This window comes from Roseitalea porphyridii (genome assembly GCF_004331955.1).
Classification (GTDB): domain Bacteria; phylum Pseudomonadota; class Alphaproteobacteria; order Rhizobiales; family Rhizobiaceae; genus Roseitalea; species Roseitalea porphyridii.
Genome location: NZ_CP036532.1, coordinates 2,847,632 through 2,860,694, shown reverse-complemented (window position 1 = coordinate 2,860,694; position 13,063 = coordinate 2,847,632). Strand labels below are relative to the sequence as shown.

At 68.6% G+C, this 13,063-nt stretch carries 10 protein-coding genes; 5 read left to right on the top strand and 5 right to left on the bottom strand.

Going from position 1 to position 13,063, the window contains the following annotated elements; genetic code table 11:
- The first annotated feature begins 274 nt into the window (after positions 1-274).
- The 3 genes from leuA (at position 275) to E0E05_RS17505 (ending at position 3,622) form a co-directional block, all read left to right on the top strand.
- Positions 275-2,002, top strand: a complete 1,728-nt coding sequence (gene leuA, locus E0E05_RS13940) for a 2-isopropylmalate synthase (protein WP_244597735.1) — start codon at positions 275-277, stop codon at positions 2,000-2,002.
- Between the two features lie 161 nt (positions 2,003-2,163).
- The gene (locus E0E05_RS13935) at positions 2,164-2,799 is read left to right on the top strand and encodes a hypothetical protein (protein WP_131617268.1); all 636 of its coding nucleotides are present in this window, start codon (positions 2,164-2,166) and stop codon (positions 2,797-2,799) included.
- A 136-nt stretch (positions 2,800-2,935) separates the two neighbouring features.
- Entirely contained in the window at positions 2,936-3,622 is a 687-nt protein-coding gene (locus E0E05_RS17505; protein WP_192900413.1) for a hypothetical protein, read from the top strand.
- Between the two features lie 18 nt (positions 3,623-3,640).
- On the opposite strand, the gene E0E05_RS13925 is transcribed toward E0E05_RS17505, so the two are convergent.
- Entirely contained in the window at positions 3,641-4,549 is a 909-nt protein-coding gene (locus tag E0E05_RS13925; RefSeq protein ID WP_131617267.1) for a metallophosphoesterase family protein, read from the bottom strand.
- 242 nt (positions 4,550-4,791) lie between these two features.
- Here E0E05_RS13925 and E0E05_RS13920 point away from each other — a divergent pair, with 242 nt between their 5' ends.
- A complete protein-coding gene (locus tag E0E05_RS13920) occupies positions 4,792-5,193 on the top strand; it encodes an NUDIX domain-containing protein (RefSeq protein WP_131617266.1) in 402 nt (133 codons plus the stop codon).
- 7 nt (positions 5,194-5,200) lie between these two features.
- Here E0E05_RS13920 and E0E05_RS13915 read toward each other — a convergent pair whose 3' ends face one another.
- Positions 5,201-6,190, bottom strand: coding sequence for a glutathione S-transferase family protein (locus tag E0E05_RS13915; RefSeq protein WP_131617265.1), 990 nt, complete (start codon positions 6,188-6,190; stop codon positions 5,201-5,203).
- A 246-nt stretch (positions 6,191-6,436) separates the two neighbouring features.
- On the opposite strand from E0E05_RS13915, the gene E0E05_RS13910 reads away from it, so the two are divergent.
- Complete coding sequence (locus E0E05_RS13910) at positions 6,437-6,979, top strand: GNAT family N-acetyltransferase (RefSeq protein WP_131617264.1); 543 nt, start codon at positions 6,437-6,439, stop codon at positions 6,977-6,979.
- Positions 6,980-7,203: 224 nt separating this feature from the next.
- On the opposite strand, the gene E0E05_RS13905 is transcribed toward E0E05_RS13910, so the two are convergent.
- Genes E0E05_RS13905 through E0E05_RS13895 form a run of 3 tightly spaced genes read right to left on the bottom strand, consistent with a single transcriptional unit; the run spans position 7,204 to position 13,061 of the window.
- Complete coding sequence (locus E0E05_RS13905) at positions 7,204-9,285, bottom strand: hypothetical protein (protein ID WP_131617263.1); 2,082 nt, start codon at positions 9,283-9,285, stop codon at positions 7,204-7,206.
- Positions 9,286-12,123: a DUF4159 domain-containing protein gene (locus E0E05_RS13900; RefSeq protein WP_131617262.1), complete on the bottom strand. Its 2,838-nt coding sequence runs from the start codon at positions 12,121-12,123 to the stop codon at positions 9,286-9,288.
- The gene (locus E0E05_RS13895; RefSeq protein ID WP_131617261.1) at positions 12,123-13,061 is read right to left on the bottom strand and encodes a DUF58 domain-containing protein; all 939 of its coding nucleotides are present in this window, start codon (positions 13,059-13,061) and stop codon (positions 12,123-12,125) included. The genes E0E05_RS13900 and E0E05_RS13895 overlap by 1 nt, the downstream gene beginning before the upstream one ends.
- Between the last annotated feature and the right edge of the window lie 2 nt (positions 13,062-13,063).

Here is a 13,063-nt window from a genome sequence, read left to right as displayed (position 1 = left end):
TCGTGACCATGATCGATGCGCGATCCATCGGCGCCGCACGATGCGCCCTGACATCCTCCGCCCCGGCAGGGCGGGGTGCGCACGCGCTTGACCTCGGTCTTCTCCTTCTTAGCGGCGGCTGCCGGGCCTGATCTTGCGACAGGGCGCCCGGTGGTCGTAATGCCGGGACCGAACCGTCCCGTCGCCGCCCCGTCATCTTTACATCGCCAGTTCAATGACACACACCGCCGGGACGCCCCAAGCGCCGTTCCAAGGGCGGGCGAAGGATGAGACCATGACCACCCACTTCAAGACCGATACGGCCGCACAGCACCGTGGCCCCGGCATGCCGGCGGCGAACCGCAAGTACCGGCCCTATCCGCCGGTCGACCTGCCCGACCGGACCTGGCCATCGAAGACCATCACCGAGCCGCCGATCTGGTGCTCGGTCGACCTGCGCGACGGCAACCAGGCGCTGATCGAGCCGATGGGCCACGAGCGCAAGACGCGCATGTTCGCGCTGCTGCTCAAGATGGGCTTCAGGGAGATCGAAATCGGCTTTCCCTCGGCCTCCCAGACCGACTTCGACTTCGCACGCTGGTGCGTCGAGGAGGGCAATGTCCCCGACGACGTCTCCCTTCAGGTGCTGGTGCAGTGCCGGCCCGAACTGATCGCGCGGACGTTCGAGTCGCTGGAGGGATCGCGTCATCCGATCGTCCATTTCTACAACTCCACCAGCGAGTTGCAGCGGCGTGTCGTGTTCGGCAAGGACGTCGCCGGCATCAAGCAGATCGCCACCGACGCGGCCAAGATGATCACCGACATGGCGGCCAGGGCGGGCGGCGGGTATCGCTTCCAGTATTCGCCGGAAAGCTTCACCGGCACCGAACTGGAGGTGGCGCTGGAAATCTGCAACGCGGTCACCGAGATCGTCCAGCCGACGCCGGACAACAAGCTGATCCTGAATCTGCCGGCAACGGTCGAGATGTCGACGCCCAACATCCATGCCGACCAGATCGAATGGATGTGCCGGAACCTCGACAAGCGCGACAGCGTGATCGTCTCGCTGCATCCGCACAATGACCGCGGCACCGGGATCGCGGCGACCGAACTGGGCCTGATGGCCGGCGCCGACCGGGTCGAGGGCACGCTGTTCGGCAATGGAGAGCGCACCGGCAATGTCGACATCGTCACGCTGGCGCTGAACATGTTCACGCAAGGCGTCGACCCCGGCCTGGATGTCTCGGACATCAACGCGATCCGCGACGTCTACGAGCACTGCAACCAGCTCGCCATTCCCGAACGCCATCCTTACGTCGGCGAACTGGTCTACACGGCGTTCTCCGGCTCGCACCAGGACGCGATCAACAAGGGCATGAAGGCCCACCGCGAGGCCAGGTCGGACGTCTGGGAAGTGCCCTATCTGCCGATCGATCCCGAAGACGTCGGCCGGTCATACGAGGCGATCATCCGGATCAACTCGCAGTCGGGCAAGGGCGGCATCGCCTATATCCTGCAGGCCGATTACGGGTTGAACCTGCCGCGCGGCCTGCAGGTGGAGTTCCGCGAGATCATCCAGGACATCACCGACCGCGAGGGCAAGGAACTGTCCTCCAAGCGCATCCACGAGGCGTTCCTGGCGACCTATGTCGACGTGCCGCATCCGCGCATCCGGTTCGTCAGCCACACCACCGCGCCCGATCCCGACAATGCCGGCAGACGCATCGTCGACGCGATCCTGATGGACGGCAACGAGGAGATCGAGATCCGGGGCCACGGCACCGGGCCGATCGACGGGTTCGTCGATGCGATCAACACCCATTACGGGCTTTCCATGTCGGTGCGCGACTATTCCGAGCACTCGCTTCAGCACGGCTCCGATGCGGCGGCGATCTGCTACATGGAGATGGACCACGCCGACGGGCGCATCTTCGGCGTCGGCATCAACAAGAACATCGTGGCCGCTTCGCTGGAGGCGATCGTCTCGGCGGTCAACCGCCTGCGGGCGGGGCAGTCGGGCTGAAACGCGGGCGCGGCGATCCTCTTGTTGAGGTCCTTGCCGGATTCGGACTAGGCTGACTGACGGGGCCTGTGGCCCCGCCGGTCCGGCAGGGCGCATCCCAGCCCGTGCCGGGGCGGTGCAACGCAGGATACCGGGGGCGCATGGACGGCGGGAGCGAAACCTTGGGCAAGACACCGGACGACGGCGCAATCACGGCCGGGGAAGTCCGGGCCGCGCTCGAGGCGGTGCTCAGCAGCGTAACCTTCGCGCGCGCCGACCGCGCCCGCGCGCTTCTGACCTACCTGGTCGAAACAGAGCAGAACGGCGAGGCATCGCGCCTCAAGGGCTTCACGATCGCCCAGGACGTGTTCGGCAAGGATGACGATTTCGATCCGGCGATGGACGCGGTCGTGCGGGTTCAGGCCGGCCGGCTGCGCGAACATCTGTCGACGTTCTATGCCGGCGAGGGCCAGAACCAGCCGATCGAGATCAGCGTTCCGAAGGGCACCTATGTGCCGTCCTATCGCCGGCGGTCCGGGGCGGACGGCGAAACGGTGCCGACCATGGCGGGCGCGGACGGCGCCGGCGCGTCGCGCATCGTCGATTTCGGCAACAGCGCGGCCAGTTTCAGGCTCGATTCCGATATGGCCGCCGCACCGCTCGCCGCGACGCGCAAGCTTGCCAAAACCGAGGGGAGCAGCGCGCAGGAGACGCTGCTGAGTCCGTTCATCGTGCGCAACGTCAAGCGGTTCTGGCTGGCTCTTGCCATCATCGTCCTGCTGCTGACGGTGATCCTGTTCCTGGTCTGGCAGCGCTGAACGCCGGCACGCCGCCATCCACACCTTTTGCGCCGGCCGCGTGGCTTCCGCCGCCGGGTCCCGGGCACGGCACTCGCCTTGCGCGGCCAAAGTTGTTAATGTCCGGTTAACCACAGACATGCCGGGCGAGGACCGCATGGACCCGAACGAAGACACAGCCAGCCCGAACACCCGCCTCGTCGACGCGGTGCGCCAGGTCAAGATCGCCGCGGCCGAGCGCAACGATGTCGTCGTCGACATGAAGGAGGCGGACCGGGCAAGGCTCGACCTGCTCGCCCAGCGCCTGCAGCCGGTGTTCGACGAGGTGCCGGCCGATGACGAGCGGTTCGACTTCGCCCTGTCGTCCGGATTGCAGCCGCGCCTGTGGATCGATGCCACGGCGCACGTCATGATGGGCCGTGACCGGCGCACATACCGCTTCGTGCGCGACACGCGGCTCGGCCGGATCATCCTCGCCGAGGCGGTGGACGCGGCACCGGTGGTCGAGGCGGTCACCACCTACATCGCCGAACGCCTGCACGAGCGGGAGATGGCCTTTGCGGCCGACGAGACGGTCAGCTACCGGGCCGGCGTCTCCCAGCGCCCGCGCGTTCTCGAAGGCCGCTCGGACGACGCTGTCGGGGACGACGAGCCTGACGCCGACATTGAATCGGCAGGCGCCGCCCATACGGATACCGGTGCGGGCGGGTCGGACCGCATGGCGATGTCGCGGCGGGACCGTGACAGCGTGCGCGGCATGAGCCCGATCGGCTGGTTCGTGCTCGGTCTTTTCGTCGCCTGCGGCGTTGCCGTCCTCTACTATCGCGACGTGCTGATCCCCTGAGCGATCGGGCCGGCCGCCCTACGGCCAGAGCGTGCGTTCGTCGCTGAGGCGCAAGGGGCCCGTCTCGGTCGTCGCCGACCATTCGCGCATGTGGCAGCGCCACTTCCCGCCGTCGCTCTCGATCTCGAACAGATTGTAGGCCCCGGCCGGCTTCGAGCCGCCGACCCCCTGTCCGGCGGCGGGCACGCCGATCACCGGCACCCGCGTTCCGGCCGGCCCCCCGATCCAGTGCCGCTGGGCCAGATGGGTGTGGCCGTGCAGGACCAGTTCGGCGCCATGCCGGGCGACCGCATTCTGGAACAGCTTGATTCCGTAAAGGCGCTTGCGCGGCAACGTGGCGCCGCGCACCGGCGGATGGTGGATCAGCACGACGCGGAACAGACCCTGCTCGCCCGTCTCGGCGAGCACGGTCGCCAGATTGCGGGCCTGTTCGCCCTCGATGCGGCCTGCGGCGACGAACAGCGGCGTCGCCACCGCGCTCGAAAGACCGATGATGGCAAGGGGACCGCGTCGGCGCACATAGGGAAAGGCCTCGTTGCGCTTTGGCGCATGGCCGTCATCGCCGGCCATCCATGGCGACCAGGCCTCGAACGCCTTGTCGAGCGCGCCCTGCACATAGGCGTCGTGATTGCCCGGCACGACCGAGACGTCGTGCGGGTCGCCCAGTTCCTCAAGCCAGATCGCGGCGGCCCTGATCTCGGCCTCGAGCGCCAGATTGGTCAGATCGCCGGTGACCGCGACGTGATCGGCGCCGCTCGCCGCGACGGCGCTTGTGATCCGGGCGAGGGCGGTGCCGGCCATCGAGGCGGCACGGCTGCGATGCCAGTTGATGTAGCCGGTCAGACGCTTGGACAGCAATTGCCGCGTCGTCACCGCCGGCAACGGCCCCAGATGGATGTCGGAAAGATGGGCGAGAACGTAGCTCATGATCGCCTGTTAGCGGGTTTGCGGGCGCGATGGAAAGGGTGCCATACGGCCATGCACGGCGCTGCGTTGACAAGGCAATGCCGGTATCCGGCCTCGGCGGGGTTTCTCCTTGACCGTAAAGACGGCAGTATCGGCCGCCACCGCCGCCGCGATTCGACGCGAAGACTTGACGCCACAAAGAGATTGTCGACGTGAAACTGACGAGCCGGCTTCTCCATTCCTGGTTTATACTGAGCCGTCCGATGACGCTCGGCGCACGGGCGATCGTGGTCGACGCGGCGGGGCGCGTCCTGCTGGTCCGGCACACCTACGTCGCGGGCTGGCACCTGCCGGGCGGCGGGATCGAGCCGGGCGAGACGGCGGTCGACTGCATCCGGCGCGAGGTGCGCGAGGAGGGCAATGTGGAAATCGGCGGCGAGATCGACCTGCACGGCTTCCATTACAATGCCGGCGCCTCCCGGCGCGACCATGTGGCGGTCTATGTGTGTCGCGTGGAACGCCATCTTGGCCCGAAGGCGCCGGACCGGGAGATCGCCGCAGCCGAATTCTTCGCCGTCGACGCGTTGCCCGACGGCGTCGCCGAGGGCACCCGTCGCCGGATCGAGGAATGGCGGAGCGGCGGTCGTCCCGCCCCGCACTGGTAGGGGCCGATCAGGCCGCGGCGGGGAGCCGGTCGCGGCCGTGCGGGGCGGCAAAGTCGATGTCGGGGCCGACCGGCACGATCCGCGTCGGATTGACGGTTTCGTGGCTGCCGTAATAGTGCGCCTTGATGTGATGCAGGTTCACCGTCTCGGCGACGCCCGGCACCTGATAGAGTTCGCGCGTATAGGCCCACAGGCTGTCATAGTCGGCGATGCGGCGGATGTTGCACTTGAAGTGGCCGAAATAGACCGGGTCGAACCGCACCAGCGTGGTGAACAGGCGCCAATCGGCCTCGGTCAGCCGGTCGCCGGCCAGATAGCGCTGGCGCGAGAGCCGGTCCTCCAGCCAGTCGAGCGTCTCGAACAGCGGCTCGACGGCCTCCTCGTAGGCCTCCTGGGTGGTGGCGAAGCCGGACTTGTAAACCCCGTTGTTGACGGTGTGGTAGACGCGCTCGTTGACCGCCTCGATCTCGTCGCGCAGGGCCTCGGGATAGAAGTCCTGGCGGTCGCCGGTCAGCCCGTCAAAGGCCGAGTTGAACATGCGGATGATTTCGGCCGATTCGTTGGAGACGATCGTGCCGCGCTTCTTGTCCCACAGGACCGGAACGGTGACGCGGCCGGTATAGTCGGCCTTGGCGCGCGTGTAGATCTCGTGCAGGCGGTTTGCGCCGAACAGCCGGTCCCCGGTCGCGGCCTCGTCGGTCTCGAAGGTCCAGCCCTCGGACCCCATGAAATGGTGGACGACGGAGACGTCGATCAGGTCTTCGAGCTTTTTCAGCTTGCGGAAGATCAGCGTGCGGTGCGCCCAGGGGCAGGCGAGCGAGACGTAGAGATGATACCGCCCGGCCTCGGCCTCGAAACCGCCCTCGCCGGTCGGCCCGGCGGAACCGTCGGCCGTCACCCAGTTGCGGAAGGCCGAGTCCGAGCGGACGAACCGGCCGCCGCTCTTCTTGGTGTCATACCATTTGTCGTGCCAGACGCCGTCGATCAAAAGGCCCATCGTTCTTTCTCCTTGCGTTCGGCATGCAGATAGGGCTTCGGCGCGTCCCCGTCACCGCATGAAGGGCGAACGCACCGTCAACCGGCCGGTTCCCTGTACGCTCCAGGCTTTACCAGGCCGACGCTTGGTGCTAGCTGGCAATCATGACGACCCCGTTCCAGATGCGACGACCGCGACGATAACGCCCCGGCTGACGGCCGGGCCTTCCTCGTTGCCTTCCCTTCGTCTGCATTTGGACCCTTTTCCATGACCGATTTCACGATTGCGCCCGAACGGGCGGAGTGCGCCGACGCGATCGAAGCGTTGCACGAGGACGCCTTCGGGCCGGGCCGGTTCACGCGTGCCGCCTTTCGCCTGCGCGAGCAGGGGCCGCACGATGCGGCGCTCTCGTTCGTGGCGCTTTCTGCCGCTGGGGAACTGCTCGGCTCGGTGCGGATGACCCCGGTCGTGACGGGCGCCAGCGGTCACCATGGCTATCTGCTGGGGCCGCTGGCGGTCGCGGTGGCGCACAAGAACAGGGGGTTCGGCCGGGCGCTGGTGCGCCGGGCCGTCGAAGAAACGGGTGCGACCGGCACGGCGCGGTTCGTGCTGCTGGTCGGCGATGCGCCCTATTACAACCCGCTCGGCTTCGTGCCGGTGCCTAAGGGCCGGGTGCTGATGCCCGGGCCGGTCGATCCGACGCGCCTGCTGGTCCATCCGCTGGGCGATAAGGCGGTGCCGGGGGCGCTCGCGGGCATGGTGATGCATGAAAGCCGGTCGACGACCACGCCTGCGCCGGCTTCGCCCTGAACCTGGCGTAACCCCCACCCCTTACCCCTCCCCCGCAAGCGTGGGAGGGGAGGCGGCGACATCTCGCCTTGCCTGGTGACCATGAAGCTTGGCTTGGAAGGCCGGGGTTGAGCTGAAGGTATAGGGCCTCCCTCCCACGCTTGCGGGGGAGGGATGAAGGGTGGGGGAAACGATGAAGGATGAAGGGCGGGACAGGCCGGACCGGATTGCGTGCCGGGACCCGGTCAGCGGCCCTCGCGGTACCACATCGAGGCGATCGCCAAGAGCATCAGGCCGAGGCCCAGAAAGCCGCCGAACAGGGCCTGGCGCGACACGCCGCGCAGTTCGGTCTCCGCCGAGGTCCGAAAGCCGAGCCAGTCGCGGCCGGCCGCATCGGCGGTCGAACGCACCGGCAGGATCGAAGGTGCGTCGCCATCGCCGATGCGGCGCACGGTGCCGCCGCCCTCGCGCACGGTCTCGGCGAGCGCTTCGGTGGTCGAGATCATGTCGCGGAACTCGGGCGCGTCGGTCTGACCGACATGGGCGAGCGCGGTCAGATCGCCGTTTTCAAGGTTGAACAGGCCGATCTCGTCGGTCTGCAGTTCGGCCTCGAACAGGCCCGGCGCCTGCTCGATCAGATCGATCGTCAGCGTCTCGCCGGAGGGCGTGGTCACGGTCACCAGGCCGACCGTCTCGGCCATCGTCTGGCGGCGGATTGTCAGCACGTCGCCCTCGGAGGTGGCGGTCAGCGCTTCTTCCTCCAGTTCGGGCTCCTTCATCAGCCAGTGCGCCAGACGCCGGTAGAGGCCGACATGGGGGCCGCCGCCCTCGAAGCCCCGCGCCCACAGCCAGCCATGATCGGACAGCATCAGCCCGACGCGGCCCTCGCCATAGGTGTTCAGGACCAGAAGCGGCGCTTCGCCCGCGGCGCGCATGACGGTCGTGCCCTCGACGTTCGAGACATCGACGGTGCGGAACCAGCGGCCCCATTGCGGCGGCTCGGAACCGGCGCCTTCCAGGTCGCGGGTGACCGGGTGGCGGGCGCCGTCGTCGGTCAGGCGGGGAAAGAAGCCGGCCTGTGCGACGTCACCGGTGGGAATGGCCGGAAGGGCGCTGATCAGCGGCGTGCGCGCGACCGAGTTGGCGCCGGCATATTCGGGGCCGGAGGCGACCAGCAGGGCGCCGCCCTGGCGGACATATTCGGCGATGAAGTCGTAATAGAGCGTCGGCAGCACGTTGCGGTTCTGGTAGCGGTCGAAGATGATCAGGTCGAAATCCTCGATCCGCTCGACGAACAGTTCGCGTGTCGGAAAGGCGATCAGCGACAGTTCATTGATCGGCGTGCCGTCCTGCTTTTCGGGCGGGCGCAAAATGGTGAAGTGGACCAGATCGACCGAGGCGTCGGACTTGAGCAGGTTGCGCCAGGTGCGCTCGCCCGAATGGGGCTCGCCCGACACCAGCAGCACGCGCAGGTTTTCGCGGATGCCTTCCATGCGCATGATGGCGCGGTTGTTGTTGCCGGTCAGCTCGCCGTCCAGTTCGGCGACGCGCAGTTCGACGATGTTGGCGCCGCCGCGATCGAGCTCGATCTCGATCGGGTAGGTCTGGCCGGGCGCGGCCTGGGCGGTGGCGTGGAGTTCGCCGTTCAGGAACAGTTCCACATCGACCACGCCGTTGGTGCCGGCCGGCATCGCGCCCTGGTCGGTGACGCGATAGCTCATCTCGACCGGATTGCCGACGATGGCGAAGCGCGGCGCCTCGACCAGTTCGATCTTGCGGTCGAATTCGTCCTCGGAGCCGGTGATCAGCCCGTGCACGGGCGCGTCGAAGCCCAGTTCGGCCAGGCTGTCGGGCAGGTCGTGGATCTGCCCGTCGGTGATCATCACCGCGCCGCCGACCTGGGCGGGCGGCACGTCGCGCAGCGCCGCGCGGAGCGCCTCGAACATGCGCGTTTCGGTGTTCGCGCCGGTCGCCGAAGCGCCGGTCTCGACGATGCGCAGGTCGAATTGCGGGAACCGCTCGAACGTCGCTTCAAGTTCGGCGGCGGCCGTATCCATCTGGTCGAGCCGGTCCCCGAGCCGCTGGCTCTGGCTGGTGTCGAGCACCATGGCGACCGTGGTCGGCAGGCTGGCGCGTTCCTCGTTGAGGATCACGGGGTTGGCGAGCGCCAGCACCAGGCAGGCGGCGGCGAGCGTGCGAAGCCAGGCGCCGCGCAGGCCCATCACGATGATCGCGCCACCGAGCGCGGCCGCGCCGATGCCCGCCAGCGCGATCAGCCACCAGGCGAGGAACGGGTCGAAGGTGAGCGAGAGCGCGTTCGTTTCCATCTACTGTCCCAGCCGTTCGAGCAGGGCCGGCACGTGCACCTGGTCGGCCTTGTAGTTGCCCGTCAGCATGTACATCATGATGTTCACGCCGGTCCGGAAGGCATAGATGCGCTGCAGCGGATCGCCCGAGGCGATCGGGAACAGCGGGCGTCCGCCCTCGTCGAGCGCCCAGGCGGCGGCGAGGTCGTTGCCGGTGATCATGATCGGCGAAACGCCGTCGCCGGTGCGCACGGGCCGGTCGCTGCGGCCCTCGGCCAGATCGGACGCCTCGACCCACAGCGGCGAGCCGGCATACCGGCCGGGAAAGGCGTCCAGTATGTAGAACGTCTTGGTCAGCACATGGTCGGTGGGGACCGGCTCGAGTGGCGGCACGTTCAGGCCATCGAGGATCTCGCGCAGCCGCGTCGTCTCCGGCGTGGTGCCGGCGCTGAGTGAGCCGGTCAGCTGGTCGCGCGTGTCGAACAGGATGGTGCCGCCGTTCTGCATGTAGGAATCGAGCCGCGCGATGGCCGCCTCGGAAGGCAATTCGCCGGCGGTGCTGATCGGGAAATAGATCAGCGGATAGAAGGAGAGTTCGTCGGTCTCGATGTCGAGCGCCATCGGCGTGCCGGGCTCGAAGGCGGTGCGCGAGGCAAGGAAGCGGGTCAGCCCGTCTAGGCCGGCGCGGCTGGTCTCGTCGACGCCATCGTCGCCGGTCAGCACGTAGGCGATGCGGGTGGTCTCGAGCGCGTCGAGGATCGCTTCGTCGCCGGGTTGGGTGTCCTGGGCGAACGCCGCCGGCATCGTTGTCATCGTAGCGGCGCCCCCGGCGACAAGCGCCAGCAGGGCTGCCGTCGCCGCGGTCCGCGGCGCGCCACGCCTTGGCGCCTTGCCGAACGACAGGCGGCCGTTGATCCAAAGGACGGCGAGCGTGTCGGCGATCAGCAGCAGGAAGGCGATCAGGAACAGAAGGCCCGAAAGGTCGGTCTGCTCTTCGGCGACAAGCGTCTGTTCGGCGATGGAAAGACCGGGCGCGGCCGGTTCGAACGGCGCGAACGTCTCCTCGCGCGCCAGCACGTTGCGCGCGATGAACCCCTCGGCGGTGCCGTAAAGGCCCGCGGGGTTCTCGAAGCTGACGGCGGAGGCGGCCGCTTCCGGATCGTAGGGCCGCACATGGGCCGGCGGAACGATCAGCGTGCCGTCCGCGCGCAGGGTGCGCAGCGGCGGCAGCGCGGCATCGGCCTCGCCGGTGCGCGGCGCCACGTCTGCGCCCGGCGCCGTATTGCGGGCGAAATCGGTGATCCGGCGCAGCATGTCGACGAAAGTGCCGCTGATCGGCAGGTTCGACCAGGTCGCTTCGGCGGTGACGTGGAACAGGACGATCGCGCCGTCGCCGCGCCGCGCGCCGGTGACCAGCGGCGTGCCGTCCTCGAGGCTCGCCCAGGTGCGTTCGGCAAGGTCCGCATCGGGCTGCGCGAGAAGCTGGCGGTTGACGGTGACGTCGCGCGGCGCGTCGAGGCCGGCGAACGGGCTGTCGGGCGGAAAGGCGGCGACGCTCTGCGGCTCGCTCCAGGACAGGGCGCCGCCCAGTTCGCGTTCGCCGGCGCGCAAGGTGACGGGCAGGTAAGGGTCGTCGGCGGCCGAGGCGGCAAGTCGCGGGCCGGCAAAGCGCACCAGCGTTCCGCCCGCCTGCAGCCACTCGTCGAGGCGCGCCTCGGCCGACGCGGGCAGCACGCCGATATCGGCCATCACGATCATCGCCGGGCCCTGGTCGATCATCTCGGGCACGTCGACCGAAAGGTCCCCGGTGCGCGGTTCGATCAGGTCGGCGAACGGGTCGAGCGCGCGCGAGATGTAGTAGAGCGGCGACAGAAGCGGCTGCGCTTCCTCGCCGGCAAGGCCGGTCAGCAGCGCGACGCGGCGGCGGCGGTTGTTCTCGTCGAGCAGGCGCGTGGCGGCGGAATGGGTCTGGCCATCGATACGCGCGGCTGCGATGTCGTTGCGCAGTTCGAACGGGATATCGAACAGGACCGTCGTCCGCGCGGCGCCGTCCTCGAAGGTCGCCTGCGCGCGGCCGAGCAGGCGCTCGCGGCTGTCATAAAGGGCGACGGACGGTTCGGCCGGCCCGCTCTCGGTGCGGATCAGATCGAGCGCGAAACCGTCGGTGCGGTTGTCGGCGCCGGTGATCGCGGCGAGCGGCCGGTCGGGCTCGGAAAAGCGGATCAGACCCGAAAGCTCCGCGCCGGCGAGCGAACCGGCGATGGCCTCATCGGCCGCTTCGGCAAGGCCCGTGTCGATCAGCGCCAGCACGGGCGCGTCTTCGGCGGTGTCTGCGGCGGTCAGCAGCCGGTCGAGCGCCAGAGCGCGGTCTGCCCGTCCCGAGATCGGCTGAAGGGCGCCGAGCGTCTGCTCGATGGCGGCCGCATCGGCCAGCTGCACCGAGGTGGCGGGGCCGGCGACCGTGGCGGCCAGCGCCACCGGACGGTTCTGGTCGGAGGCCTGGCGCAGCAGCGCCTCGGCGGTGCGGATGCGCGCTTCCCAGTCGGGCGCGGCCGCCCAGTCATTGTCGATCATGATCAGGAGCGGGCCGTCGCCCGAGGCCAGCTCGCTCTGTGGGTTCAGCACGGGCCGGGCAAGCGCCAGAATGACGAGGGCCGTCAGCGCAAGCCGCAGCGCGGTCAGCCACCAGGGGCTCTTGGCCGGCGCCTCCTCGCGCTTGACCAGACGCAGCAGGATACGCAGCGGCGGAAACAGTTCGGTCTGCGGGCGCGGCGGGATCAGCCGCAGCAGCCACCAGATCACCGGCAGCAGGACCAGCGCCGAAAGGACCAGCGGAAAGGTGAAGCCGAGCGCGCCCATTATGGCGAGGCTCCCGGCGCGTCGACCGTCGCGACCTCTTCGGGATTGCCGGTCAGAAGCCCGTGCAGGCGCACGAGCGTCTCCGAAGCGAGTTGGTCGGTGCGGCTGACCGTGTAGCTGCCGCCGAGCATGTGGGTGCGCTGGCGCAGCGTGGCGCGGCGGGCCGAGCGCAACGCCCGATATTCCTCGTGCCAGTCCTGGGCGCGCCCGGAGGTGACGCGCTCGCCCGTCTCCGGATCGAGGAATTCGGTCCGGCCGCGATAGGGGAAATCCTCCTCGGCGGGGTCGGCGACTTCGACCAGGTGCGGGCGTGGGCCGTGCTGGGCGACATCGTTGAGGAAGGCCTCGCACTCCTCGATCGGACGCAGAAAGTCGCTGACGATCAGCATCTCGGAATGGCGCCGGACCATCGACAGCGGCGGCCAGTCGCCGTGCTCATGGCCCAGATCGCCCATCAGCGCGGTGGCGAGCCGTTCGGCGCCGTTGCGCGCCGCGCGCGGACGCAACAGGCCCGGATAGCCGATCCGCTCGCCCGCCGCCGACAGAAGGTCGGCCATGGCGATGGCGACGATCAGGGCGCGTTCCTCCTTGGAGGTGCGGGCCCCCTTCGATTTGAACAGCATGGACGGCGAAAGGTCGACCCACAGCCAGACCGTGTGCGCGGCTTCCCATTCGAGGTCGCGCACATAGGTGTGGTCGTCGCGGGCCGAACGGCGCCAGTCGATCCGCGCCAGCGTCTCGCCGGGCTGGTAGGGCCGGTACTGCCAGAAGGTCTCGCCGATGCCCCGCTTGCGGCGGCCGTGCCAGCCGGCCATGACCGTGTTGGCGATCCGGCGCGCATCGACCAGAAGGTCCGGCACGAGCGAGGCGCGGTGGCGTGCCCTTTGCAGGGTGTGGGCCTGGCCGGCGCGTTCGATCCTTTGTCCGATCGTCGCCATTC

Coding starts and splice junctions, on each gene's coding strand:
- leuA (WP_244597735.1), top strand. CDS start 275: ATGACCACCCACTTCAAGACCGATACGGCCGCACAGCACCGTGGCCCC.
- E0E05_RS17505 (WP_192900413.1), top strand. CDS start 2,936: ATGGACCCGAACGAAGACACAGCCAGCCCGAACACCCGCCTCGTCGAC.
- E0E05_RS13925 (WP_131617267.1), bottom strand. CDS start 4,549: ATGAGCTACGTTCTCGCCCATCTTTCCGACATCCATCTGGGGCCGTTG.
- E0E05_RS13920 (WP_131617266.1), top strand. CDS start 4,792: ATGACGCTCGGCGCACGGGCGATCGTGGTCGACGCGGCGGGGCGCGTC.
- E0E05_RS13915 (WP_131617265.1), bottom strand. CDS start 6,190: ATGGGCCTTTTGATCGACGGCGTCTGGCACGACAAATGGTATGACACC.
- E0E05_RS13910 (WP_131617264.1), top strand. CDS start 6,437: ATGACCGATTTCACGATTGCGCCCGAACGGGCGGAGTGCGCCGACGCG.
- E0E05_RS13905 (WP_131617263.1), bottom strand. CDS start 9,285: ATGGAAACGAACGCGCTCTCGCTCACCTTCGACCCGTTCCTCGCCTGG.
- E0E05_RS13900 (WP_131617262.1), bottom strand. CDS start 12,123: ATGGGCGCGCTCGGCTTCACCTTTCCGCTGGTCCTTTCGGCGCTGGTC.
- E0E05_RS13895 (WP_131617261.1), bottom strand. CDS start 13,061: ATGGCGACGATCGGACAAAGGATCGAACGCGCCGGCCAGGCCCACACC.